Below are 23516 nucleotides of genomic sequence, written 5' to 3'. Positions count from 1 at the left end.
CGCATGCCGCCGACCGCACCGATGCCGCAGTTCCCCGCCGGCTTCCGCTGGGGCGTCTCCACCTCCGCGTACCAGATCGAGGGCGCGGTCGGGGCGGGCGGACGCGGAACGTCCATCTGGGACACCTTCGCCCACTCCCCCGGCCGGATCGCCGACGGCAGCACCGGGGACCTCGCCTGCGACCACTACCACCGGTACCGGCAGGACGTCGGGCTGCTGGCCGGGCTGGGCGTCTCGGCGTACCGCTTCTCCGTCGCCTGGCCCCGCGTCCAGCCGACCGGCGCCGGGCCGGCCCACCCGGCCGGGCTGGACTTCTACGACCGGCTGGTCGACGAGCTGCTCGCGCACGGCATCGACCCGGTGGCCACCCTCTACCACTGGGACCTGCCGCAGCCGCTGGAGGACGCCGGCGGCTGGCTGAACCGGGACAGCGCCGCCCGCTTCGCCGCGTACGCCGACCTGGTCGCCGCCCGGCTGGGCGACCGGGTCCGGCTCTGGATCACGCTGAACGAGCCGTTCGTCCACATGAGCCTCGGCTACGGGATGGGCGTGCACGCCCCGGGCCGGATGCTGCTCTTCGACGCCTTCCCCGTCGCCCACCACCAGTTGCTCGGCCACGGGCTGGCGGTCGACGCCCTGCGCGCCCGCACCGGCAGCCCGGTGGCCATCGCCAACAACTACTCGCCGGTGCGCGTCCTCGGCGACACCGACGCCGACCGGGCCGCCGGCGCGGCCTACGAGGCGTTGCACAACCGGCTCTTCACCGACCCACTGCTCGGCCGGGGCTACCCGGACGGCGCCGCCGTCGACGAGTCCCTCGTCCGCGACGGCGACCTGGCGGCCATCGCCGCGCCGATCGACGTGCTCGGGGTCAACTACTACAACCCGACCGGGGTACGCGCACCCGAGGAGGGCTCGCCGCTGCCGTTCGAGCTGGTGCCGCTGGATGGCTATCCGCGGACCGCGTTCGACTGGCCGGTCGCCCCGGACGGGCTGCGTGAGCTGCTCGGCTGGCTGCGCGACAGCTACGGCGACGCGCTGCCGCCCATCGAGATCACCGAGAGCGGCTGCGCGTACGACGACGCGCCGGGGCCGGACGGCCAGGTGCACGACCCCGACCGGATCGCCTACCTCGACGGGCACCTGCGCGCGATCCGGGCGGCCCTCGACGACGGCGTCGACGTGCGCGGGTACTTCGTCTGGTCGCTGTTGGACAACTGGGAGTGGGCCGAGGGTTTCACCAAGCGCTTCGGCCTGGTGCACGTCGACTACACCGACCAGACCCGCACCCCGAAGTCCTCGTACGTCTGGCTCCGCGACGTGATCGCGGCCGCCCGCCGGGGTCCGGCGCGGTGACCACCGTCGACCCGACCCCGACGTCGCTGCCGGCGGCGCTGGCCGAGCCGACCGTGCCGGTCCGGCGTAGCTGGATCGCCTTGATCTTCGCGGCCAACCTCGGGGTCTGGATGGCCTTCTTCACCCCGATCCAGGTGCTGCTGCCGCAGCAGATCGAGCGGATCACCCCCGGTGACAAGGAGGCGATGCTGGCCGTGGTCACCGGGCTCGGCGCGCTCGCGGCGGTGATCGCCAACCCCCTCGCGGGCGCGCTGTCCGACCGGACCTGCCTGCGGCTGGGCGGGCGCGAGTTCGGCCGTCGGCACGTCTGGACGGCGGGCGGCGCACTGCTCGGGGCGGCGGCCCTGGTGCTGCTGGCCCAGCAGCGGACCGTGCTCGGGGTGACGGTGGCCTGGGTCGCCGCCCAGGTCTGCTTCAACGCGATGCTGGCCAGCCTCACCGCCGCCATCCCGGACCGGGTGCCGGTCGTCCAACGCGGCGGGGTCTCCGGCTGGGTGGGCATCCCGCAGGCGCTCGGGCTGGTGGTCGGCGCGGTGCTGGTCACCGCCGTGGTCACCGGCAACGCCGCCGGTTACCTGGCGATCGCGGTGGCCATGCTGCTGCTGTCGCTGCCGTTCGCGCTCTTCACCGCCGACGACCCGCTGCCCCGCACGCACCGGCCGGCGCTGCGGCCGCGGGCCCTGCTGGCCTCGATGTGGATCAGTCCGCGCCGGCACCCCGACTTCGCCTGGGCCTGGCTCACCCGCTTCCTGGTCCAGGTGGGCAACGCGCTGGGCACCCTCTACCTGCTGTACTTCCTCACCGACGGGGTGCGGGTGGCCGATCCCGAGGGCAGCCTGCTGGTGCTGATCCTGCTCTACACGCTCGGGATGATGCTCACCGCGGTGATCGCCGGCCGGCTCTCCGACCGCTCCGGACGGCGCAAGGTCTACGTGATCACGTCCGGCCTGATCATGGCGGTTGCCGCGGTGCTGCTCGCGGTCGCCCCGGTCTGGCCGATGGCGGTGGTCGCCGCGTTGCTGCTCGGCGCCGGCTACGGCGTCTACCTCTCGGTGGACGCGGCCTTGATCACCCAGGTACTGCCCCGGGCCACCGACCGGGCCAAGGACCTCGGGGTGATCAACATCGCGAACTCCGCGCCACAGGTGCTCGGTCCGGCCCTCTCCGCGCCGATCGTGGTGCATCTGGGCGGCTACCCGACGCTCTACGCGGTGACCGCGGTGGTGACCCTGCTCGGCAGCGCCCTGGTCGTGAAGATCCGTTCGGTGCCCTGAGCGGCACCCCTTGGCCGAATGCGGTGGCGCAGCGCCGTAGGCTGGGGGCGTGACGGTACGTGTACGCTTCGCCCCCTCCCCGACCGGTATGTTCCACGTCGGCGGGGCCCGCTCGGCCCTGCAGAACTGGATCTACGCCAAGCAGCAGGGCGGGGTGTTCGTGCTCCGCATCGAGGACACCGACGCGGCCCGCAACAAGCCCGAGTGGACCGAGGGCATCCTCTCCGCGCTCGACTGGATCGGCATCGAGCGCACCAGCTACGAGGGCCCGCACTTCCAGTCGGAGAATGCCCACGAGCACCGGGCCGCCGCGCAGCGGCTCTACGAGTCGGGCCGGGCGTACTACTGCGACTGCACCCGGGAGGACGTCCAGGCCCGCACCGGCTCGCAGTACGCCGGCTACGACGGCTTCCACCGGGACAAGGGTCTCGGCCCGGGCGAGGGGCGGGCGCTGCGCTTCCGCACCCCGGACGAGGGCGAGACCGTGGTGGTCGACCTGATCCGCGGCGAGCCGACCTTCGAGAACAGGCTGATCGAGGACTTCGTCATCGCCCGGGGCGACGGCTCGCCGGTCTTCCTGCTGGCCAACGTCGTGGACGACATGACCATGGGGATCACCCACGTGATCCGGGCCGAGGAGCACCTGCCGAACACCCCGAAGCAGCAGCTGCTCTGGGACGCGTTGGGCGTCAAGCCGCCGATCTGGGCGCACGTGCCGGTGGTGGTCAACGAGAAGCGGCAGAAGCTCTCCAAACGGCGGGACAAGGTCGCCCTGGAGGCGTACCGCGACGAGGGCTACCTGTCCGCCGCGATGCGCAACTACCTGATGCTGCTCGGCTGGGCGCCGTCCGGCGACCGGGAGATCGTCCCCTGGTCGGTGATCGAGCAGGAGTTCCGGCTGGAGGAGGTCAACCCCTCGCCGGCCTTCTTCGACGAGAAGAAGCTGCGCGCGTTCAACGGGGAGTACATCCGGGCACTGCCGGTGGACGAGTTCGTCGCCGCCTGCCAGCCGTGGCTGACCGGCACCGGCACCATCGCGCCCCCGCCGTGGCAGCCTGCGGAGTTCGACGCCACCGCGTTCGCGGCCGTCGCCCCGCTGGCCCAGACCCGGATCGCCGTGCTCAGCGAGATCGTGCCGAACGTCGACTTCCTCTTCCTGGCCACCCCGCTGATCGACGAGGCGGCCTGGGCCAAGGCGATGAAGGAGGGCTCGGCGGAGCTGCTGGAGGCCGCGACGGCGGCGTTCGAGTCGTTGCCCTCCTGGGACGCCGAGTCGATCAAGTCTGCCCTGGAGGCGGTCGGCGCTGAGCGGGGTCTCAAGCTCGGCAAGGCCCAGGCGCCGGTCCGGGTCGCGGTCACCGGCCGCAGCGTGGGGCTGCCGCTCTTCGAGTCGCTGGAGGTGCTCGGCCGCGAGCGCACGCTCACCCGGCTGCGCGCCGCCCGGGTCCGCCTGGTCTGACGCCGGTACCGGCGGCCGGGCCGCACCCGCACCGGACTTGCCGGCTGCGCGTGCGGCTCGCCCGCCGGTCAGCCGCGGCTGGCGCGGCGGCGGAGCAGGAAGCCGCCGGTCAACAGCGCGGCGAGCAGGACCAGGCCGCCGAGCGCCCAGAACCAGCCGTTGCCGCTGCCCTCCTGCTCCTCAGCGGCGGGCACGGCGGCCGCCGTCGGGCTGGCACCGTCCGGACCAGCCGTCGGCGACGCCGACCCTGCCGGGGACGAGCCGGCGGTCGAGCTGGCCGAGGGTGGCACGGCCGGGCCCGACGTCGGTGCGGCCGAGGGATCGGCCGGCGTGCCGGTGGTGAGGGTGAAGCGCACCTCGCCGGAGATCGGATGCCCGTCGCCGGACGCCACCCGGTAGCCGACGGTGTAGAGACCGGCCTTGCCCGGCTTGAACGGCACGCTCACCCGGCTGCCCGAGAAGCGCGGCGCCCCACCGGCCGCGACCACATTGTCCGGTCCGGTCAGTGTGATCTTCGTCGTACTCGGATCCAGTCGGGACAGGAACCGGAGTTCGACGCGCGTCGGCGCGGCCGCCACCCGCGCGCCGTCGCGCGGATCGCTGCCGGTCAGCGAGTTGTGCGCGGCAGCCGGCTGCGCCGGCAGCAACAACGACACACCGAGCGCCACGCCGAAGACCGCTGGCCCGAACCGCGCCACACGTGCGACCCTGCCCCCCATGAACCCCTCCGTAAAGGTACGATCCGCGCGCTGATCAACGGCTCCTCATTAGTCGAGCCGAGATCGCACATAGTTCCAAATACTGTTCCAGATACTGCAACCGATCGACATTCTGCGGAGTCTTTAGGTGGGGCGTCCGGCCATCGGGTCCGGTCGCCGTCGACCGACCGACACGTCAGGCGCAGCGAAGCCATCCATCGAACGGGGCGAGGAGGCGGCGATGGTCCGACAGGTGAGGCGGCTGATCGCCGTGCTGGCCGGGGCGCTCACGGCGGCCGTGTCGCTCGGCGTCGCCGGCCCGGCTCAGGCCGCGCCGAAGCCGCCGCCGCCCGGCGTCGACATCACCGGTACCGGGATGAGCGCGCCGCTGCGGCTGCGCTCGGACACCCAGCCGGCGCACGTGGTCGCCCTGATCGATCAGGTCAACTTCCTCGGCCGGATCGGCACGGCCAACGGGCCGAAGCCGGCCGATCTCGGTCCGAAGTACACGGTCGTCGTGCTGGCCGGCGAGACGCCGAAGCAGACCTACGACCTCTACCCGAAGGCCGTCGGCGGGCCCCGGGTCTACCGGCCGGCCAAGCAGCCGGATTCCCGCAAGACCAGTGCCGGCTGGTTTCTCGGTCGACTCTCCATGTCGGAGACGCTGCGCACCGCCGGAGTGCCGCTGGAGCGGCAGTACGACACCGTCAGCGGCGGCGTCGGCGGTGGCGAGCGGGTGATCCCGGAAGACGCGATCAACCCGGGCCGGGACATCGACGAGGCACTCAGCGAACTCCAGCGGCTGCTGCTGCTCAACGTCGCGGTGATGCTGGTCATCACCAGCGGCCTGGCCGGGATCGCGCTGCTCATCCGCCGCCGTACCCGCTGACGGCCGCCCAGGTCGGTCAGCGCCCGTCGCGCGGAATCAGCACCAGCGGCGCGGCGGGTGCTCGCGGCGAGCGCCGCGCTGCCGGGGTCGGACGGGGCCGTGCCGGTGCGCACCCGCCCAACCCGGGAGGACGCTGCGGCAGCCCGAGGCCGTCGTCACCGGCTCGGGCTCGACCGGCGAGGGCAGCTCTCCGGAGCGTTGCCGGGGCACCGGGACCTCCTCCTCGGCCCGCTCGGCCGGCCACCCGCCGGTCGACTCCGCGGGCCAGCCGCCCACCGGCTCCGGCGTGAAGGGCGGCACCCCGCCGACCAGACGGCGGTGCTTGGCGCCCGCCTGCTGCTCGTGGTGGCCCGGCCGGCAGGGCTCACCCTGGGCGCAGCCGTGCTCGGCTTCCCCCTGGGTCATCCCGGTCTCCTCACGCTCGCGGTCGCCGTCGACGGTCGCGCCGACGTGCCCTGTCACCGTACTGGCCGGCCCCGACGTGCCGTGCAGCGCGTGCCGCCGCCAGCTCCCGGGGTACCTCCTTCGGGGGAGGCGGGCCGGTCTGACGTCCTCCCGGGGGCGGAGGGCGACCGGGCCCCGATGTGGTGGGATCGGGCCATGCGACCGCCACCGTGGCTGAGCGCCGGCACCCCGGGACGGGATCTCGCTCTGGCCGGCGCGGCGCTGGCCGGCGGGCTGGTCCTGCACGGCCTCGGCTGGCAGCCGCAGATCACCCCGCATCCGGACGTGCCCGGCGCACTGTTCCTGCCACCGCTGGTGGCCGTCTGCGCGGCCGTGGCGCTACGCCGGGTGTCCCCCGGCGCCAGCCTCGCCCTCGGCACGGCCGCCGTGGTCGCGGACACCCTGCTCGGCGGTTCGTTGGGGACCATCCTGATCTACACCCAGGTGCTCTACGACGCCTGCGTGCACGGTGGCGCGGCACTGTGGCGGTGGTTGCTGCGGATCACGGTCGCGCTGAGCCTGCTCGGCGCGGTGGCCGGAGTGGTGATCTTCGGGCACTGGCGGGGCGTCGCCCTCGGCGTGCCGTTCGCGCTGGCCGGCGTGCTGCCGGTGCTCACCGGGATCAGCGTGCGGCAGTACCGCGACCAGGCCGCGTCCGAGCGGGCCCGGGCCGAACAGACCGCGCGCCTGACGGAACTGGACCGGCGACAGGCGGTTGCCGCGGAGCGCGCGCGGATGGCCCGCGAGCTGCACGACGTGGTCGCCAACCACCTCAGCGCGGTGGCCATCCACGCCACCGCGGTGCTCTCCGTGCCCGGGCTGGACCGGGCCCAGGTCGAGTCCGCGCTGCAAGTGATCCGGGAGAACAGCGTGCAGGGTCTGGCCGAGATGCGGCAGATGATCGGCGTGTTGCGCGCGCCGGCCGAGCCGACTTGGCCGGTCGGGCCGACTGAGCAGTCCGGGCCGGCCGCGCCGGTGCCGGTGGACGCGATCCCCGCCCGACTCGGTGAGCTGGATCGGTTGGTGGAGCGGGTTCGAGCCGCCGGGCTGACGGTCCGGGTGAGCACCAGCGGGGAACCGGCCGCGCTGCCGGTCGGGGTCGACCTCGCGGCGTACCGGATCGTGCAGGAGTCGTTGACCAACGCCCTGAAGCACGGCGACGGCGAGGCCGACCTGGAGATCGCGTACCGGCCGGCCGAGGTGGTGGTCACGGTGGAGAATCCGGTCCGCCCCGCGCACTGCGGCCTGCCCGGCGCGGCTCTGGTCGGCGCGGGCGCGGGTCTGATCGGCATGCGGGAGCGCGCGGTCGTGCTCGACGGCCGGTTCGCCGCCGGGCCACGGGACGGCCGATGGCGGGTCCGGGCCAACCTGCCGACCGCCGAGCCGGCGTCGTGACCGACCGGGTGGACGAGCCGAGCGCCGGGCGTCGAGGGGCGCCGACCGGGGCGACGATCCGGGTGGTGCTCGCCGACGACCAGCCGGCGGTACGCGCCGGGCTGGCGCTGATCCTCTCCGCCGCGCCGGACGTCGAGGTGGTCGGCGCGGCCGGCGACGGCGACGAGGCGGTCCGGCTCTGCCGCGACCTGCGCCCCGACGTCGCCGTGCTGGACGTACGGATGCCGCGCCGGGACGGCATCGCGGCCACCCGCGAGATCGTCGCCGACGGGCACACCGACGTGCTGGTGCTCACCACCTTCGACCTCGACGAGTACGTCTTCGGCGCGCTGCGGGCCGGGGCGGCCGGCTTCCTCCTGAAGGACACCGACGCGGCGGGCCTGGTGGCGGCGGTGCGGACGGTGGCCCGCGGTGAGGGCTTCATCGCCCCGGCGGTCACCCGTCGGCTGATCCGGGCGTTCGCAAACAGCGTGCCGGACGCCCCGGATGGCAGCCGGGCGGCGGTGGACGCGCTCACCCCCCGGGAGCGGGACGTGCTGGCCTGCCTGGGGCTGGGCCTGTCCAACCAGCAGATCGCCGACCGACTGGCCCTGGCGGAGAGCACCACCAAGACCCATGTCAGCCGGATCCTGGCCAAGCTGGCGCTGCGCAGCCGGGTGCAGGCGGCCATCCTGGCCCAGGAGCTGAGCCTGCCCGCGCCGCCACCGCCCTGACCGGTCGGGGCCGCCGGCGGCCCGGCCCGGCGTGGAGCCGCTGCTCAGGGCGTGTCAGGCTGGTGCCGTGGGGAACGAGCCGGGCGACGCGGAACTCAGTGCCACGCTGCGCCGGATCGAGCGGGCGGCGGGCGCGCTGGCCACCGGCAGCGTGGCCCGGATGGATGAGACGCTGCCCTGGTTCCGGTCCCTCCCGGCGGACCAGCGTTCCTGGGTCATGCTGGTGGCCCAGGCCGGCGTCCGGTCCCTGGTGCAGTGGCTGAGCTCCGGCGGCGGCAGCGCGGACAGCACCCAGGAGGTCTCCGACGAGGTCTTCGCCGCCGCGCCGCTGGAGCTGGCCCGTTCGATCACCCTCCAGCAGACCGTGGCGCTGATCAAGGTCACCATCGACGTGGTCGAGGAGCAGGTGTCCCACCTCGCCGCGAAGGGCGAGGAGCAGCAACTGCGCGACGCGGTGCTGCGCTTCTCCCGGGAGATCGCCTTCGCCGCCGCCCGGGTCTACGCCCGCGCCGCCGAGTCGCGCGGCGCCTGGGACGCCCGGTTGCAGGCGCTGCTGGTCGACGCGCTGCTGCGTGGGGACTCCCCGGACGTGCTGGCCAGCCGCGCGGCGGCGCTGGGCTGGGCGGACGCCCCGCCCGTGGCGGTGGCGGTCGGGCGGTCCCCGGGCGGTGAGGTCTCGGCCGTGCTGCACACCGTCTACCGGCTGGCCCGCCGGATCGGGGCCGAGGTGATCGGCGGGGTGCACGGTGACCGGTTGGTCATCGTGCTCGGCGGCGCCGCGGACCCGCTGGCGGCGGCGGGCAAGCTGCTGACCGCGTTCGGCGAGGGCCCGGTGGTGGTGGGCCCGGCGGTGCCGAGCCTGGACGAGGCGACCGAGTCGGCGCGGGCCGCGCTGGCCGGGTTCCGCGCGGCGCCGGCCTGGCCGACCGCGCCCCGGCCGGTGTCCGCCGCCGACCTGCTGCCCGAGCGGGCGCTGGCCGGTGACGCGGAGGCCCGCCGGCGGCTGCGGCACGACGTGTACGCGGTGCTGGTCCGTGCCGGCGGCGAGCTGCTGGAGACGCTGGACGCCTACTTCAGCGCCAGCGGCACGCTGGAGAGCGCGGCCCGGGCCCTGTTCGTGCACCCGAACACGGTGCGCTATCGGTTGCGCCGGATCGCCGAGGTCACCGGCTTCTCGCCGCTGGTCCCGCGGGACGCGTTCGCGCTCCAGATCGCGCTCACCGTCGGCCGGCTCGACCCGGTGGTCCCGGTGGTCTCGGTGGTCCCAACCCAGACAATGAACCCAGCCAGCACCAAAACCACGCAGACAGGCGATGACCACCGCCGATCTTTGTAGGATATCGACAAAGCTTCTAGTGTGGTTTGGTCGAGGGCCGCACAGCGCTACCCACGCGTATCCGGGAGAGTCATAGACGTGCTCGCCGTACTCTCGCCCGGCCAGGGTTCCCAGAAGCCCGGCTTCCTGACTCCGTGGCTCGACCTGACCGGTGCCGAGGCGCGGCTGCGCTGGTGGTCCGCGCTGGCCGGGGTCGATCTGGTGCACCTCGGCACCGCCGCCGACGCCGACGAGATCAAGGACACCGCGCGCACCCAGCCGCTGCTGGTCGCCGCGGCGCTGCTCGCCGCCGAGCACCTGCCGATGTACGACGTGAGCGTGACCGCCGGGCATAGCGTCGGCGAGCTGGGCGCGGCAGCGCTGGCCGGGGTGCTTCCCGCCGAGGCCGCGATCACCCTGGCCGGCGTACGCGGGCGGGAGATGGCCGCCGCCTGCGCGGTGCAGCCGACCGGGATGGCCGCCGTGCTGGGCGGGGACCCGGACGAGGTGCTCGCCGCGATCGAGGCGCACGGGCTCCACCCGGCCAACCGCAACGGCGCCGGTCAGGTCGTCGCCGCCGGGGCGCTGGACGGCCTCGACAAGCTCGCCGCCGAGCCGCCGGCGAAGGCCCGGATCATCCGGCTCCAGGTGGCCGGCGCTTTCCACACCCCGTACATGGCGCCGGCGGAGGCCGCGCTCGCCACGGTGGCCGGCGGGATCACCCCGGCCGACCCGGCCCGGATCCTGCTGTCGAACCTCGACGGCGCCGCGGTCAACCACGGTCGGGACATGGTGCAGCGGCTGGTCCGCCAGGTCACCGCCCCGGTCCGGTGGGACCTCTGCATGCGCACGTTGGTCGACCTCGGGGTCACCGGCGTCATCGAGCTCCCCCCGGCCGGCACTCTGGCCGGTCTGGTGAAGCGGGAGCTGAAGGCCACCGGCGCACCGGAGATCGTCACCCTGAACACCCCGGACGACCTGCCCGCCGCCCGCGACCTCATCGCACGGCACGGCATGGCGCCGAGCCACGGGCCGACCATCCAGTTCCGGGTGGTGGTGGCCCCGGCCGTCGGCACCTTCGCGCCGGCCGAGGGTCTCGCCGAGGGCGAGACGCTCCGGTCCGGCCAGGTGATCGGTCACGTCGTCACCCGCCAGGGGCAGATCGAGGTGACCGCGCACGGCAGTGGCGTGCTCACCGAGTGGCTCGCCCACCACGACGACCCGGTCGCGCCGGGCCAACCGCTCGCCCGCATCGGAGGACAGAACTAATGGCTGGAAGCCGGATCGTCGCCCTGGGGCACTACCAGCCCTCACGGGTGGTCACCAACGACGACCTCGCCCGCATGGTCGACACCAACGACGAGTGGATCCGGGACCGGGTCGGCATCGTCACCCGGCGGATCGCCGACGGTGAGACGGTGGCCGACATGGCGGCCGCGGCCGCCGGCAAGGCGCTGGCGAACTCCGGTCTCAGCGCCGCCGACATCGACCTGGTCGTGGTCGCCACCTGCACCTCGGTCGACCGCAGCCCGAACGTGGCCTGCCGGGTCGCCGCCAAGCTCGGCATCACCGCCCCCGGGGCGTACGACATCAACACCGCCTGCTCGGGCTTCGCGTACGCGCTGGGCACTGTCGACCACGCGATCCGGGCCGGCGCGTCGCGCAACGCGATCGTGATCGGCGCCGAGAAGCTCTCCGAGTTCACCGACTGGACCGACCGCTCGACCTGCATCATCTTCGCCGACGGGGCGGGTGCCGCGGTGGTCACCGCCACCGCCGACGACGAGCCGGCCGGGGTCGGCCCGGTGGTCTGGGGCTCGGTGCCGGAGAAGAGCGACGCGGTCCGGATCGAGGGCTGGCGCCCCTACATCAAGCAGGAGGGGCAGGCGGTCTTCCGCTGGGCCACCACCGCACTGGCGCCGCTGGCCCTGCAGGCCTGCGAGCGGGCCGGAGTGGCCCCCTCCGAGCTGGCCGCGTTCGTGCCGCACCAGGCCAACGCGCGGATCATCGACGGCATCGCCAAGCGGCTCGACATCCCGAACGCGATCATCGCGAAGGACATCGTCGAGTCCGGCAACACCTCCGCGGCAAGTGTGCCGCTGGCCCTGTCCAAGCTGGTGGAGCGGCGGGAGGTGCCCTCCGGGGCGCCGGTGCTGCTCTTCGGCTTCGGCGGCGGCCTGACCTACGCCGGCCAGGTCGTCCGGTGTCCCTGAGTCCCACCGCGGCGCGCACGCGCCGAGGCGAACGTCGGGCGGCGCGGCCGTCCGACGCGATCAACCCCCGATGAGAGGAACCAACCGCAATGACCCGTGACGAGATCACCGCCGGCCTCGCCGAGATCCTCGAAGAGGTTGCCGGGGTGAACCCGGACGACGTGGCCGAGGGTAAGTCCTTCACCGACGACCTGGACGTCGACTCGCTCTCCATGGTGGAGGTCGTGGTGGCGGCCGAGGAGAAGTTCGGCGTCAAGATCCCGGACAACGAGGTGCAGAACCTGAAGACCGTCGGGGACGCGGTCAGCTACATCGAGGCGCAGTCCTGATCATGACTCGCCCCGACGTCGTCGTCACCGGGCTCGGCGCGACGACCCCGCTCGGCGGGGACGTCGCGTCGACCTGGGAAGCCCTGCTCGCCGGCCGCTCCGGGGTGAGTCCCCTCACCCAGGAGTGGGCGGCGCAACTGCCGGTCCGGATCGCCGCGCAGCTGGCCGTCGAGCCGTCCGAGGTGCTGGACCGGGTCAAGCTGCGCCGGCTGGACCGCTCCGAGGCCATCGCGCTCGTCGCGGCCAAGCAGGCCTGGGCGGACGCCGGCCTGGCCGACTCCGGCCTGGACCCGGAGCGGCTGGCGGTCAGCGTCGGCTCCGGCATCGGCGGTGCGACCACCCTGCTCGCCCAGGACGACATCCTGGAAGCCTCCGGGCCGCGCCGGGTCTCCCCGCACACCGTGCCGATGCTGATGCCGAACGGCCCGGCCGCGTGGGTCGGGCTCGAGGTCGGCGCGAAGGCCGGCGTGCACTCGGTGGCCAGCGCCTGCGCGACCGGCGCGGAGGCGATCGCGCTCGGCCTGGACATCATCCGGTCCGGCCGGGCCGACGTGGTGGTTGCCGGCGGCACCGAGGCGGTCATCCACCCGCTGCCGATCGCCGGGTTCGCCTCGATGCGGGCGATGTCCACCCGCAACGACGACCCGGAGCACGCCTCCCGCCCGTGGGACAAGGGCCGGGACGGCTTCGTCCTGGGCGAGGGCGCCGGGGTGGTCGTGCTGGAGAGGGCCGACCACGCCGCTGCCCGGGGAGCCCGGGTGTACGCCCGCCTGGCCGGCGCCGGCATCACCTCCGACGCCTACGACATCGTGCAGCCGCACGCCGAGGGTGAGGGCGCCATCCGCGCCATCGCCCGGGCGATCGCCGACTCGGACGTGGCCAAGCGGGACATCGTCCACGTCAACGCGCACGCCACGTCGACCCCGGTCGGCGACATGCTGGAGATCGGCGCGCTGCACAAGGCGCTCGGGGACCACCCGGTGCTGGCCGCGACGAAGTCGATGACCGGTCACCTGCTCGGCGCGGCCGGCGCGCTGGAGTCGATCGCCACCATCCTGGCGATCCGCGACGGTGTCGTACCTCCGACGATCAACCTCGACGACCCGGAGGAGGGCCTCACCCTGGAGGTGGCCGCCCACAAGCCGCGCCAGATGGAGATCCCCGCCGCGCTGAACAACGCGTTCGGCTTCGGTGGTCACAACGTGGCTCTCGTCTTCACCCGGGCCTGAGACCGGACGGCCGGTGGGGTCAACCGGGCGTTGGGGATCGGCGTGGGTGGACGACGTGATCATGCCGGCGGAGACCCGGCGCCGGATCGCCGAGGCGCTCGCCGCGGCCCCGGCGGCCTGCGGCGGGCACCGCAACATTCCGCTGTGACGATCGGTGGTTCGTCGAGGGCCCGCGCTCACCGAGCGCGGGCCCGCGGCGTTGCCGCCGCTCAGCCGCGGTTGCGCGGGTGCTGCTGCGCGGTCCGCTCGTTGCCCCGGCGGTAGTTGCCGGTCCAGCGCGCCATCACGAGCTGCGGGTCGTCGTCGACCTCGGCGAGAAACCGCGCCGCCCGGCCGCCACGCAACGTGCCGGCGACCCGCCCCTGATGGGTGATCACCACCGTGCCGTCGGCCCGCTCGACGTACCGGAATCCCCGCGCCGCTGCCATGCCCGCAGGGTGCCAGGCCGCCCAGGACCGGCGCGACCGGATTCCGGCCCGACGGCCGCCGCCTGCTGGATTCCTGCGGCTACCATCCGGGGCGTGTCCGACGACACCCTCCCCGCCGCGGAGCAATCCGGCCAGCGCTACGTGGTCTGCGGCGACGGCACCCTCGCCCGTCGCCTGGTGGCGGAGCTGGTGGACCGCTACGGCGTGGCCGTCACCGTGGTGCTGCCCTCGCTGACCGAGAACCACGCGCCGGACATCGCGGAGTTCTCGCCCGAGCCGGGCGGGCCGGGTCAGCGACCGGAGGTGCTGGTGGCCCGCCGGCTGACCGCGGAGGTGCTGGAGCGGGCCCGGGTGCGGCAGGCGGCGGCGGTGGCACTGGTCGGCGACGACGACGTCACCAACGTGGACGCCGCGATGATCGTGCGCGAACTGGACCCGGACGTACGTCTGGTGGTCCGTCTGTTCAATTCGGTGCTCGGCGAGGGGGTGGCCACCGCGCTGGGCGACTGCGCCGTGCTGTCCGGCTCGGAGTTCGCCGCCCCGGCGTTCGTGGCCGCCACCCTGGGCGACGAGGCCCCGACCTACCTGCGGCTGCCCGACGACGAACTCGTCCGCACGGCTCACCGGGCGGCGCTCGGGCCGGCCACCGCCGACATCGTGTGCGCCCTCGCGGACACCGACGGACCCGAACCGGTCACCCTCCCCGAGAACGAGGAGGACGCCGACCTGGTGCTCGTCCGCACGTACGGGCAGCGTCGCCACGAGCCGCCTCGCCGGCGGTCCCGCCTGCTGCGCACCACCGGCCTCGTCTTCGGGCGGAACGTGCGGCTGGCGCTGGCCGGCCTGGCCGCGCTCTTCGTCGCCGCCGGCACGGTGCTCGCGTTCGCCCGGGGTCTACGACCGGCCGAGGCGGCGTACCTCGTGCTGCTCACCGCGCTGGGCGGCGCGGACGCCGACCCGGGCGCTCCGCTCGCCGAGAAGGTGACCGCCGTGGTGCTGGTGATCGCGGGAGTCGCCATCGTGCCGACCGTCACCGCTCTCGTGGTCGACGCGCTCGTGCACGCCCGGCTCACGGTGGCCGCGGGCGGGCTGGTGGACCCGGTGGCCGACCACGTGATCGTGGTCGGCCTGGGCAACATCGGCACCCGGGTTCTCCAGGAACTGCACTCCTTCGGGGTGCTGGTGGTGGCGGTCGACCGTACGGAGTCGGCGCGCGGGGTGGCCGTCGCCCGCGAGCTGGGGCTGCCCGTGGTGATCGGCGACGCGACGAGCCCCGAGACGCTGCGCGCCGCCTCGCTGCACACCGCTCGGGCCCTGGTGGTGCTCACCGGCGACGACGTGTCCAACCTGGAAACGGCCCTGTTGGGCCGACCGGGGCACACCTCCCAGCGGGCCGCCGCGGGACAGCCGGCGCTGCGCATCGTGCTGCGGCTCTTCGACGACGGCTTCGCGCAGCGCGTGCAGCGGACCTTCGGCCTCACCCGGTCCCGCAGCGTGTCGTACCTGGCCGCGCCGGCGTTCGCGGCCGCCATGATGGGACGCGAGGTCATCGACACCATCTCGGTCGGTCGCCGAGTCCTGCTCGTCGCCGACCTGCCGGTGGGCGCCGGCTCCGAGATCGAGGGCCTGTTCTGCCCCGACATCTCCCGGCCCGGAGAGGTCCGGGTGATCGCGATGCGCACCGGTCGGGCCGGTCAGACCATCTGGTCCCTGCCGGAGCGCCGTCCACTGGTCCGGACCGACCGGTTGATCGTGGTGGCGACCCGGGCCGGGCTCGCCGCGCTGCTGCCCCGGACGGTGCCCAGCGCCGACCCGCCGGCGCTGCCCGAACCGTCGCCGCTGCCGCTGCTCGCCACGCCGGCTCAGCGCGAGCGGACGCACCGTCCGGAGCCGAACCGCCCCGCGTGACCCCGGGCCCCGCAACGGAGTTGACGCCGCCGCCCCGACCCGGTTTGCTGTGCCGGCTGAAGATCGACAACGGGGGGATCCCATGGGGCAGCGGAGCATTGTCGCCGTACTCGCGGCGCTGACCATCGCACTGGCCGCCAGCTGCGCGGAGAAGAACGAGCCGCCGTCGGCGAGCGCCTCGCCGACGGCGTCGCCGAGCCCCACCGCCTCGCCGGTGACCCCCGGCCCACCCTGGTACGACGAGGTCGCCGCGGCCCCGGCCGGCGTCACGGTCGGGGAGGCCGGCAGCACCTGCGAGCTGCCGGTCACCTTCTCCGTGCCCGCCGGCTGGAAGGTCCGGTCGATGGACGGCAAGGCCGGTCAGCTGGACCTCGGGGACACCGACCTGTTGTGCGAGATCGACGCGCGGCCCAGCGGTGTCACCGGCTTCGTCCGGGTGTGGCGGATCGAGGGTGTCGCCGGCGGCACCGAGCCGCACCTGAAGCACTACCTGAACCAGTACGCCCCGGAGTCCGCCGACGCCGAGTACCGGCGGATCAAGGCCGGCAAGGTGGACGCCTTCGAGGCGAGCTACTTCAAGGACGGCGGCGGCTCCGTCCGGGACCGGGCCATCGCCATGGCCTCCCTGTACGGCCCGGTGGTGCTGACCCTGGACACCCCGGACACCGAGGAGCTGCTGCCCGCGTACCAGTTGGTGAAGCAGTCCGCCCGGGTCAGGCGCTACTGACGGCTCTCAGCTGGCGCAGGTGGTGGCGGGCAGCCCGGTCACCTTGACCGGCGACCGCCCGCCCGGGCGGGCCTTCCCCGCGAGCACCCCGGCCAGCGCGGTCATCGAGGCCCGGCTGGAGGAGTAGGTGGCCAGCAGCGTCGGCGACTTCGCCTTCGCCAACACGTACGGGGTGTCCATGGCGACCGTCACGGCGGCGTCGGCGCGCAGGTCGCCGGCGCCGTCGCCGTAGCCGACCAGGTGCACGATCGTGCCACCGCTGGGCACCACCCGCACCCCGGCGGCGGTGAGGGCCTCGGTGAGCAGTTTCCGGGTCTGGTCCCGACCGCCGGAGGAGGTGACGGTCACCGGTCCGGGGCCCACAGTGGAGCCGCAGGCGCCGCGCAGCACGGTCACCGCGGCGGCGGCGAGCGCGTCGGCCGCCGCGCGGTGCGCCGGGTCGTTGAGCGTGGACATCGCCGGCGCCGGCTGCCCGGCCAGCCGGAACTTCATGGTCAGCACCCGGGTCGCCGCGTCGACCAGCCGGGCGCGGGGCAGGGAGCCGCCGCGCAGCGCGGCGAGCAGCCCGTCGTACGCCTGGCCCACGTTCGGGGTCATCAGGATCAGGTCGTTGCCGGCGTTCAGCGCCCGCACCGCGGCCTCCCCCGGCGACCAGCGCTTCGCCGGCGGCATGTTCATCCCGTCGGTGATCACCACGCCCTGGAAGCCGAGCTGGTTGCGGAGCACGTCCGTCAGCAGCTTGTGGGAGAAGGTCGCCGGGGTGCCCGGGTCGATCGACCGGACGTCGAGGTGGGCGGACATCACGGCCATCGCGCCGGCGTCGATCCCGGCCTTGAACGGCGGCCACGCGCCGGCCGCCAGCGCCGCCGGGGACTGGGTGAGCGTTGGCAGCTCCTGGTGCGAGTCGGCCGCGCTGTGCCCGTGCCCGGGGAAGTGCTTCACCGTGGCCCCGACGCCCGCGCCCTGCAGGCCGCGCACGGCGCCGCCGACCTGCGCCGCGGCCCGCTTCGGGTCGGCGCCGAACGACCGGGAGCCGATCACGGTGCTGCGGGTGGCGAGCACGTCGGCGACCGGCGCGAAGTCCAGGTTGATCCCCATCGCGGCCAGCTCGGCGCCGGCGGCCCGCCAGGCCGCCTCGGTCAGCGCCGGGTCACCGGCCGCGCCGGCGGCCAGCGCGCTGGGCAGCACGGTGACCCCGTCGGTGATCCGGGTGACCACGCCGTACTCCTGGTCGGTGCCGATCAGGAAGGGTGCCGCACCGGTGGGCAGCCGGCCGGCCGCCTCGCGCAGCCCGGTGGTCAGCTCGTGGACCTGCTTCGGGCTGTCCACGTTTGTGGTTTCCTGGTTGCCGCTGGTCGGGTCGTCGGCGCTGAAGCCGACCAGGATCAGGCCGCCGAGCCGGTACTTCGCGATCATCTCGGCGGGGGTGTCGACCCCGGCGAGGGCCCGGTTGCCGGCCGCCGATCCGGGTGAGACCTTCGTCGCCGCGCTGCCGTAGGCGTACGGCATCAGCACCTGCCCGACCAGGTCCTCGTCGCCGAGCGTGCCGACCAGGGCGGCGGCGCGGGCCGCGGGATCATCGGGGGGTGGCGTGGTGGCGGTCGGGGTCGGCGCCGCGGTCGCACCCGACGGGGCCGGACCGGGGCGGTCCGGGCCCGTCGCGCAGCCGGAGACGAGCAGGGCGGTCAGGGCGGCGACGGCGACGCTGGCGCGGCGCGGGCGAAACGACACGCCGCCTATCCCACCAGTTCTCCGCGTATCGGGGCAACTTGACCTCTGCGGTCGGCCCGCCCGGCGAGCCGTCGGTGCCGCTGTCCGAGCGGGTCAGCCGACCCGGGTGAGCAGGGTCACCGGGGCGCCGTCGCCGGCGTAGCGGTAGGGCTCCAGCTCGGCGTCCCAGGCGGTGCCGAGCGCCTTCTCGACGGCGTGCGCGATCGCCTCCGGCGCTCGGGCGGTCGCCAGGATGCTGCGCAGGCGGTCCTCGCCGAGCTGGATGTCGCCGGCCGCGCCGACCGTGGCCCGGAACAGGCCCCGCCCCGGGACGTGCATGAACCGTTCGCCGTCGGCGCCGGGGCTCGGCTCCTCGGTCACCTCGAAACGGATCATGGGCCACTGCCGGAGGGCAGCAGCCAGCTCGGCGCCCGTCCCCGGACGGCCGGTCCACCCGCACTCGGCCCGGCGGGCGCCGGGGTCGACGGGCTGAGCCGTCCACTGCAGGTTGACCGGCGCGGCAAGGACGCGCGCGATCGCCCACTCGACGTGCGAGCACACGGCGAGCGGGGTCGAGTGGACGTATACGACGCCACGCGTTGGCACGGTGACCTCCCGGAGAGCGAGGTGCGTCTTCCCCTACGACCTCGTGTCACCGGAGTGGTTCCTGCAACACATGATGACTGGTGTGACGGATGGTGCGCCAGGGAATCGGAAAATTCGCCGGGCCGAGGCCGTGGAATAGCCGACCGGGTGACCGCCGTTGTCTCTCAGGACAGCGCGATGACCAGCCAGGCATCGTGGTCGTGTACAGTTCCACCGGCGGCTTCTGCCGCGCACGACTTTCGCGGGTCCACCTTTCGGGTGCTTCCCGCACCAGCCCCCGGACGTCCAGTCCTCCCGTACGTCTTGCAAGGAGTACCTCCGTGGCGAGCAACACCTCTAAGACCGCGCGCGCGTCCGTCCGGGCCGGCCAGGCTGGCCAGGGTGGCGCCCTCAGCGTGCTGGGCGAGTTCAAGTACCTCATCCCGCTCAACGGCGGCAAGCACGCCTACGTGCGGAACCTGACCAACGGCAAGACCGCGCACCTGCGCACGGACTCCGACGCCTTCGTCGAGGAGATCCGGGTGCTGGCCGCCGCCGGTCACGCCGCGAAGATCCGGGCCGAGATCAACACCCTGGCCCAGGCGCACCCCGGCGACGGCTGGGACGCGACCGAGAAGCGCCTGGTCGCGGCCGGCGTCTTCGAGGCCTGATCCGCCCGCTCCACCAGCGACATCCGAACCGCCCGTCGGGACCTCCCGGCGGGCGGTTCGTCGTCTCCGCCCTCGGGCGCGCCACCGGCTCGCCCGGACGTCGGGACGCGAGGCCGGGCCAGCCACTCAGCGCAGCAGGCTGACCTCGCCGCTGGCCAGGTCGTAGAGGGCGCCCACCACGTCCACCCGGCCGGCGGCGACCGGGCCGGCGAGCAGGTCGTCGGCGCGCAGCGCGGCCACCGTGCGCAGCACGTGCCGGCGGATGGCAAGTGGCTGGACCCGCGGGTCGTCGGCGCCCACCTCGGTCACCGCCGGGGCGATCTGGTCGACCAGGTGGGCCAGCGCGCCGCCGGGCCGCTCGCCGCTGCGCACCGCCTCGACCGTGGCGGCCACCGCGCCGCACCGCTCGTGCCCGAGCACCACCACCAGCGGCACCCCCAGCTGGTGCACCACGTACTCGATCGAGCCGAGCACCGCCCGGTCGAGCACGTGCCCGCCGGTGCGGATCACGCAGATCGAGCCGAAGGTCTGGTCGAAGATCGCCTCCAGCGGCACCCGTGAGTCGATGCAGCCGAGCAGCACCGCGTACGGCTGCTGATCGCCGGAGGCGCTCGCCGCGGCGGCGGTGACGTCGTGGCCGTGCACCGGCTGACCGCTGATGAACCGACGGTTGCCGGCGAGCAGTTCGGCGAGCGCCGTGCGGGGCGTACCACCGGCCGGGCGCCCCGGCGGCGCGGAGCCGGCGGACGACGACCGGCCCGGCCTGGGCGGCGGTGCCAGCGGCGACCCCATGTTCTCAGCTTGGCCGCCCGTCCGGTGCCGCGCAGCGCGGTTGCGAATCTTCCCACTGCCACGGTTGGCGTGGTGTCATGGCGGGTAGCCGGTGTTACCGCCGGGTATCCCGGTGGGCGCATCCGGGCGACCTGGGAGGTGGCAATGCCGGAACAGTCGGAGGTCCGCCTCCCCGACGGGGTGCGGCTGCACGTCGAGGTGACCGGCCCGGCGGACGCCGAGGTGACCGTGATCCTGCTGCACGGATGGACGCTCGACGCGCGGAGCTGGCACCGGCAGCTCGCCGCTCTCGGTGAGTCGCTGGGCCCGGCGGTGCGGCTGGTCGCCTACGACGCCCGCGGTCACGGCCGGTCGAGCTGCATGTCGCTACGCACGGCGACGCTGGCCCAGCTCGGCGACGACCTCGCCGCGGTGGTGGACGCGATCGCCCCGACCGGCCGGGTGGTCCTGGTCGGGCACTCCATGGGCGGCATGACGATCATGGAGTACGCGCACCGGCATCCCGCGCATTTCACCGCCCGCACGGCCGGGCTGGCCTTCGTCTCGACCACGGCCGAGGGGCACACGCACACCGTCTACGGGCTCACCCCACGGATCGCCCGGCTGATCCGGCTCGCCGAGACCACCGGCGCCGGCGTGCTGGCCCGGTGCGGATCGTGGCGGCCACCCCTGGCGCTGCTGCGCGCGCTGCGCCCGAGCATCCGCTGGCTGCTCTTCGGCGACCGCTGCGACCCCACCGACATCCGCCTGGTCACCTCCGCGGTGGCCCGGGCCTCGCTCCGCTCGATCGGCGGGTTCCGCGCCTCGATCGGGGCGCAGCACCGGCTGGAGACCCTGGCGGCGCTGGCCCACCTGCCGGCCGCCGCGCTGGTCGGTGACCGGGACCGGCTCACCCCGCCGCCGTGCGCCGAGTCGATCGCCGCCGCGCTGCCGGCGACCGAGCTCACCGTCTGTCCCGGCGCCGGGCACATGCTGATGATGGAACGGCCCGACGAGGTGAACGCCGCCCTGCTCGGAGTGCTCCGGCAGGTGCTGGGCCGGCCCGCCCCGGCGAGCGGTCCCGCGCCGGTGGCCGGGGGCTGACCAGGACGTCCGGACGCACCTCGGGCGCGGTGGCGCCGGCCGGGGCCGTACCCTCGTCCGGTTGGCCCGGCACACGGCCCGCGGTGTCCGCGGCGCCCGCGCCGACGGGGATCAGGAGCGTTCGTTGACCGACCAGACCACCCTGGACCAGGAGATCGCCGCCGAGCAGCGACATCTCGACCGGGTGTACGCCCGACTCGCCGAGCTGCGGCGGGCGGCGGTCCACGCCGAGCGGGACGGCTACCGGCTGGCCCGGGTCGGCAACTTCGGCGCGCTGGTCGAGCGGGACGCCATGGTCTTCCACGCGGCGCGACGCCGACACGCCCTGGACGCCGAGCACGAGGGGCTGGTCTTTGGCCGGCTCGACCTGCGCGACCAGCAGGTGCTGCACGTCGGCCGGCTCGGCATCCGGGACGAGCACGCGGTCAGCCTGGTGGTCGACTGGCGGGCTCCGGCCGCCGCGGCGTTCTACCAGGCCACCCCGGCCCAGCCGCTCGGCGTGGTACGCCGCCGGACGATCCAGTCCAGCGGGGAGCGGGTCACCCGGATCGAGGACGACCTGCTCGACCCCGCCGCCGCCCCGCCGGACATGGCGGTGGTCGGCGACGGCGCGCTGCTCGCCACGCTCTCCCGGGCCACCGGGCGGGGCATGCGGGACATCGTGGCCACCATCCAACGGGAGCAGGACGAGGCGATCCGCTCTCCCGGGTCGGGCGTGACGATCGTCTCGGGCGGCCCCGGCACCGGCAAGACGGCGGTCGCCCTGCACCGGGCGGCGTACCTGCTCTACTCGGACCGCAGCCGGTACGCCGGCGGCGGCATCCTGGTGGTCGGCCCGTCCTCGGTCTTCGTCGAGTACATCGCCTCGGTGCTGCCCTCGCTCGGCGAGGACACCGCCACCCTGCACTCGCTCGGCACGCTCTTCCCCGGGATGACCGCCACCCGCACCGACCCGCCCGAGGTGGCCTCGGTGAAGGGCTCGCTGCGGATGCGCCGGGTGCTGGAGCGGGCGGTGCGCGACGCCGTGCCGGACGGCCCCACCGAGCTGCGACTGCTCTACCGGGGCACGCTGCTCCGGCTGGACCGCCGGGAGCTGGACGGGATCCGGGAGCGCGCGCTGCACCGGGGGGCGCGCCGCAACGAGGTGCGCCGGGCCGGCTTCGACGGCGTCTTCGCCGCCCTCTGGGCGCAGGCCCGCCGGCTGGGCATCGGCCGGCTGCCGGAGCAGCGCGCCTTCGAGGACGAGATCGCCGAGCGACCGGAGTTCCGGGAGTTCCTGAAGGCCTGGTGGCCACGGCTGCACCCGCGGCACGTGCTGGGCTGGCTGGCCCGCCCGGAGCGGCTGCGCCGCTACGCCGGCGGCATCCTCGCCGGCGGCGAGATCCGGCTGCTGGACGCGGCGTACCGGACGCTGGACGCCGAGGGGCTGACCATCGCCGACATCGCGCTCCTCGACGAGCTGGACGCGATGCTCGGCCAGCCGGTGCGGCCCGCCCGGGCGAAGCGTGACCCGTACCAGCTCGCCGGCGGGGTGCGGGAGTTGAGCACCTTCGCCGACCGGCAGCGAGCCGCCCGGGAGGCGGCCCGGCAGCGCCCGGAGGACTACCGGGAGTACGCGCACGTGGTGGTGGACGAGTCGCAGGACGTCTCGCCGATGCAGTGGCGAATGATCGGCCGGCGCGGCCGGCTGGCGTCCTGGACGGTGGTCGGCGATCCGGCGCAGACGGCGTGGACCGGCGACCCGGCGGAGCTGACCCGGGCCCGCGACCACGCGCTGGGCCGGCGGCGCCGGCAGCAGTTCACCCTCACCACCAACTACCGCAACTCGGCAGAGATCTTCGCGGTGGCGGCGGCCGAGATCCGCCGGCTCTATCCGGATCTCACGTTGCCGAGCGCGGTCCGCTCGACCGGGGTCGACCCGGTCGAGCTGGTGGTGCCCGCGACCGAGGTGCGGACCGCCACCGTGGCGGCGGTGACCACGCTGCTCGGCGAGGTGGAGGGGACGGTCGGCGTGATCACGCCGGTGCCGCGCCGGGACGAGGTGGCCGGCTGGCTCGGCGCGCTCAACGCTCCCCGGCTGCAGGTGGTGACCAGCCTGGAGGCCAAGGGCATGGAGTACGACGGGGTGGTGCTGGTCGCGCCGAGCGAGATCCGGGCCGACCCGGGCTCGGGCGTCCGGACGCTCTACGTGGCGCTCTCCCGGGCCACCCAGCGGCTCACCACGATCGACCCGACCGGCTGACATCGTGCGCGGCACGGCCGCCACTGAGCGCGGTCAATTACTTGCACACATAGCAA

General features: G+C 74.4%; 22 protein-coding genes and 1 pseudogene. 17 read left to right on the top strand and 6 right to left on the bottom strand.

The genetic code is table 11. The features are described from left to right. The first annotated feature begins 3 nt into the window (after nt 1-3). The 3 genes from ACIP9D_RS27995 to gltX are packed head-to-tail and all read left to right on the top strand — an operon-like array spanning nt 4 to nt 4089. Nucleotides 4-1356 carry a GH1 family beta-glucosidase gene (locus ACIP9D_RS27995; protein ID WP_350874137.1) on the top strand — a complete coding sequence of 451 codons (1353 nt, stop codon included), beginning with the start codon at nt 4-6 and terminating at the stop codon, nt 1354-1356. Then, nucleotides 1353-2630, top strand: coding sequence for an MFS transporter (locus ACIP9D_RS27990; protein ID WP_350874136.1), 1278 nt, complete (start codon nt 1353-1355; stop codon nt 2628-2630). The genes ACIP9D_RS27995 and ACIP9D_RS27990 overlap by 4 nt, the downstream gene beginning before the upstream one ends. Nucleotides 2631-2679: 49 nt before the next feature. Beyond that, nucleotides 2680-4089, top strand: coding sequence for a glutamate--tRNA ligase (gltX, locus tag ACIP9D_RS27985; protein WP_350874135.1), 1410 nt, complete (start codon nt 2680-2682; stop codon nt 4087-4089). A 68-nt stretch (nt 4090-4157) separates the two neighbouring features. On the opposite strand, the gene ACIP9D_RS27980 is transcribed toward gltX, so the two are convergent. Continuing rightward, nucleotides 4158-4808: a copper resistance protein CopC gene (locus tag ACIP9D_RS27980; protein WP_400451219.1), complete on the bottom strand. Its 651-nt coding sequence runs from the start codon at nt 4806-4808 to the stop codon at nt 4158-4160. Between the two features lie 220 nt (nt 4809-5028). Between ACIP9D_RS27980 and ACIP9D_RS27975 the strand changes: the two genes are divergently transcribed. Next, entirely contained in the window at nt 5029-5676 is a 648-nt protein-coding gene (locus ACIP9D_RS27975) for a hypothetical protein (protein WP_350874133.1), read from the top strand. Between the two features lie 36 nt (nt 5677-5712). Here the strand turns inward: ACIP9D_RS27975 and ACIP9D_RS27970 are convergent, their stop codons facing one another. Further along, the gene (locus ACIP9D_RS27970) at nt 5713-6081 is read right to left on the bottom strand and encodes a hypothetical protein (RefSeq protein WP_350874132.1); all 369 of its coding nucleotides are present in this window, start codon (nt 6079-6081) and stop codon (nt 5713-5715) included. A gap of 195 nt (nt 6082-6276) precedes the next feature. On the opposite strand from ACIP9D_RS27970, the gene ACIP9D_RS27965 reads away from it, so the two are divergent. From ACIP9D_RS27965 to ACIP9D_RS27930, 8 genes and pseudogenes are all read left to right on the top strand, one after another. Continuing rightward, nucleotides 6277-7515 carry a histidine kinase gene (locus ACIP9D_RS27965; protein WP_350874131.1) on the top strand — a complete coding sequence of 413 codons (1239 nt, stop codon included), beginning with the start codon at nt 6277-6279 and terminating at the stop codon, nt 7513-7515. Continuing rightward, nucleotides 7512-8228 carry a response regulator transcription factor gene (locus ACIP9D_RS27960; RefSeq protein ID WP_350874130.1) on the top strand — a complete coding sequence of 239 codons (717 nt, stop codon included), beginning with the start codon at nt 7512-7514 and terminating at the stop codon, nt 8226-8228. Before ACIP9D_RS27965 ends, ACIP9D_RS27960 begins: the two co-directional genes overlap by 4 nt. Nucleotides 8229-8259: 31 nt before the next feature. Next, complete coding sequence (locus tag ACIP9D_RS27955) at nt 8260-9564, top strand: helix-turn-helix domain-containing protein (protein WP_350874129.1); 1305 nt, start codon at nt 8260-8262, stop codon at nt 9562-9564. A 78-nt stretch (nt 9565-9642) separates the two neighbouring features. Further along, nucleotides 9643-10812 (top strand): acyltransferase domain-containing protein, encoded by a 1170-nt coding sequence (locus ACIP9D_RS27950; RefSeq protein ID WP_350874128.1) that lies wholly within the window; start codon nt 9643-9645, stop codon nt 10810-10812. Next, a complete protein-coding gene (locus ACIP9D_RS27945; RefSeq protein ID WP_350874127.1) occupies nt 10812-11756 on the top strand; it encodes a beta-ketoacyl-ACP synthase III in 945 nt (314 codons plus the stop codon). The genes ACIP9D_RS27950 and ACIP9D_RS27945 overlap by 1 nt, the downstream gene beginning before the upstream one ends. Before the next feature lie 89 nt (nt 11757-11845). Then, nucleotides 11846-12085, top strand: coding sequence for an acyl carrier protein (locus ACIP9D_RS27940; RefSeq protein ID WP_007072348.1), 240 nt, complete (start codon nt 11846-11848; stop codon nt 12083-12085). A gap of 2 nt (nt 12086-12087) precedes the next feature. Beyond that, nucleotides 12088-13314, top strand: a complete 1227-nt coding sequence (fabF, locus tag ACIP9D_RS27935; RefSeq protein ID WP_350874126.1) for a beta-ketoacyl-ACP synthase II — start codon at nt 12088-12090, stop codon at nt 13312-13314. A gap of 3 nt (nt 13315-13317) precedes the next feature. Then, nucleotides 13318-13462 (top strand): annotated as a pseudogene (locus ACIP9D_RS27930) (acyl-CoA carboxylase subunit beta); the annotation flags it as partial. Nucleotides 13463-13523: 61 nt separating this feature from the next. On the opposite strand, the gene ACIP9D_RS27925 reads toward ACIP9D_RS27930, so the two are convergent. Next, nucleotides 13524-13742 (bottom strand): hypothetical protein, encoded by a 219-nt coding sequence (locus ACIP9D_RS27925; RefSeq protein WP_350874125.1) that lies wholly within the window; start codon nt 13740-13742, stop codon nt 13524-13526. Nucleotides 13743-13835: 93 nt separating this feature from the next. Here ACIP9D_RS27925 and ACIP9D_RS27920 point away from each other — a divergent pair, with 93 nt between their 5' ends. Next, a complete protein-coding gene (locus tag ACIP9D_RS27920; protein WP_350874124.1) occupies nt 13836-15650 on the top strand; it encodes an NAD(P)-binding protein in 1815 nt (604 codons plus the stop codon). Nucleotides 15651-15732: 82 nt separating this feature from the next. Further along, a complete protein-coding gene (locus tag ACIP9D_RS27915; protein ID WP_350874123.1) occupies nt 15733-16377 on the top strand; it encodes a lipoprotein in 645 nt (214 codons plus the stop codon). A gap of 6 nt (nt 16378-16383) precedes the next feature. Here the strand turns inward: ACIP9D_RS27915 and ACIP9D_RS27910 are convergent, their stop codons facing one another. Together ACIP9D_RS27910 and ACIP9D_RS27905 are read right to left on the bottom strand one after the other, a co-directional pair. Continuing rightward, nucleotides 16384-18117: a glycoside hydrolase family 3 N-terminal domain-containing protein gene (locus tag ACIP9D_RS27910; RefSeq protein ID WP_350874224.1), complete on the bottom strand. Its 1734-nt coding sequence runs from the start codon at nt 18115-18117 to the stop codon at nt 16384-16386. 84 nt (nt 18118-18201) lie between these two features. After that, entirely contained in the window at nt 18202-18693 is a 492-nt protein-coding gene (locus tag ACIP9D_RS27905; RefSeq protein WP_350874122.1) for a DUF3145 domain-containing protein, read from the bottom strand. 320 nt (nt 18694-19013) lie between these two features. Between ACIP9D_RS27905 and ACIP9D_RS27900 the strand changes: the two genes are divergently transcribed. After that, entirely contained in the window at nt 19014-19343 is a 330-nt protein-coding gene (locus ACIP9D_RS27900; RefSeq protein ID WP_350874121.1) for a hypothetical protein, read from the top strand. A gap of 126 nt (nt 19344-19469) precedes the next feature. On the opposite strand, the gene ACIP9D_RS27895 is transcribed toward ACIP9D_RS27900, so the two are convergent. Further along, nucleotides 19470-20135: a carbonic anhydrase gene (locus tag ACIP9D_RS27895; protein WP_350874120.1), complete on the bottom strand. Its 666-nt coding sequence runs from the start codon at nt 20133-20135 to the stop codon at nt 19470-19472. A 144-nt stretch (nt 20136-20279) separates the two neighbouring features. Between ACIP9D_RS27895 and ACIP9D_RS27890 the strand changes: the two genes are divergently transcribed. Together ACIP9D_RS27890 and ACIP9D_RS27885 are read left to right on the top strand one after the other, a co-directional pair. Beyond that, a complete protein-coding gene (locus ACIP9D_RS27890; protein WP_350874119.1) occupies nt 20280-21218 on the top strand; it encodes an alpha/beta hydrolase in 939 nt (312 codons plus the stop codon). A gap of 124 nt (nt 21219-21342) precedes the next feature. Beyond that, a complete protein-coding gene (locus ACIP9D_RS27885; protein WP_350874118.1) occupies nt 21343-23460 on the top strand; it encodes an AAA family ATPase in 2118 nt (705 codons plus the stop codon). Nucleotides 23461-23516: the final 56 nt, after the last annotated feature.

The organism is Micromonospora sp. NPDC093243 (genome assembly GCF_044753725.1).
Classification (GTDB): Bacteria; Actinomycetota; Actinomycetes; order Mycobacteriales; family Micromonosporaceae; genus Micromonospora.
Note: the sequence above shows the minus strand (reverse complement) of the source record. Positions and strands in the feature narration are given on the sequence as shown.

Bases quoted from the DNA above. Each gene is read 5' to 3' on its own strand.
- ACIP9D_RS27895 (WP_350874120.1), bottom strand. From the start codon at position 20,135: ATGGGGTCGCCGCTGGCACCGCCGCCCAGGCCGGGCCGGTCGTCGTCC.
- ACIP9D_RS27945 (WP_350874127.1), top strand. From the start codon at position 10,812: ATGGCTGGAAGCCGGATCGTCGCCCTGGGGCACTACCAGCCCTCACGG.
- ACIP9D_RS27975 (WP_350874133.1), top strand. From the start codon at position 5,029: ATGGTCCGACAGGTGAGGCGGCTGATCGCCGTGCTGGCCGGGGCGCTC.
- ACIP9D_RS27940 (WP_007072348.1), top strand. From the start codon at position 11,846: ATGACCCGTGACGAGATCACCGCCGGCCTCGCCGAGATCCTCGAAGAG.
- ACIP9D_RS27915 (WP_350874123.1), top strand. From the start codon at position 15,733: ATGGGGCAGCGGAGCATTGTCGCCGTACTCGCGGCGCTGACCATCGCA.
- ACIP9D_RS27980 (WP_400451219.1), bottom strand. From the start codon at position 4,808: ATGGGGGGCAGGGTCGCACGTGTGGCGCGGTTCGGGCCAGCGGTCTTC.
- ACIP9D_RS27890 (WP_350874119.1), top strand. From the start codon at position 20,280: ATGCCGGAACAGTCGGAGGTCCGCCTCCCCGACGGGGTGCGGCTGCAC.
- ACIP9D_RS27970 (WP_350874132.1), bottom strand. From the start codon at position 6,081: ATGACCCAGGGGGAAGCCGAGCACGGCTGCGCCCAGGGTGAGCCCTGC.
- fabF (WP_350874126.1), top strand. From the start codon at position 12,088: ATGACTCGCCCCGACGTCGTCGTCACCGGGCTCGGCGCGACGACCCCG.
- ACIP9D_RS27965 (WP_350874131.1), top strand. From the start codon at position 6,277: ATGCGACCGCCACCGTGGCTGAGCGCCGGCACCCCGGGACGGGATCTC.
- ACIP9D_RS27925 (WP_350874125.1), bottom strand. From the start codon at position 13,742: ATGGCAGCGGCGCGGGGATTCCGGTACGTCGAGCGGGCCGACGGCACG.
- ACIP9D_RS27995 (WP_350874137.1), top strand. From the start codon at position 4: ATGCCGCCGACCGCACCGATGCCGCAGTTCCCCGCCGGCTTCCGCTGG.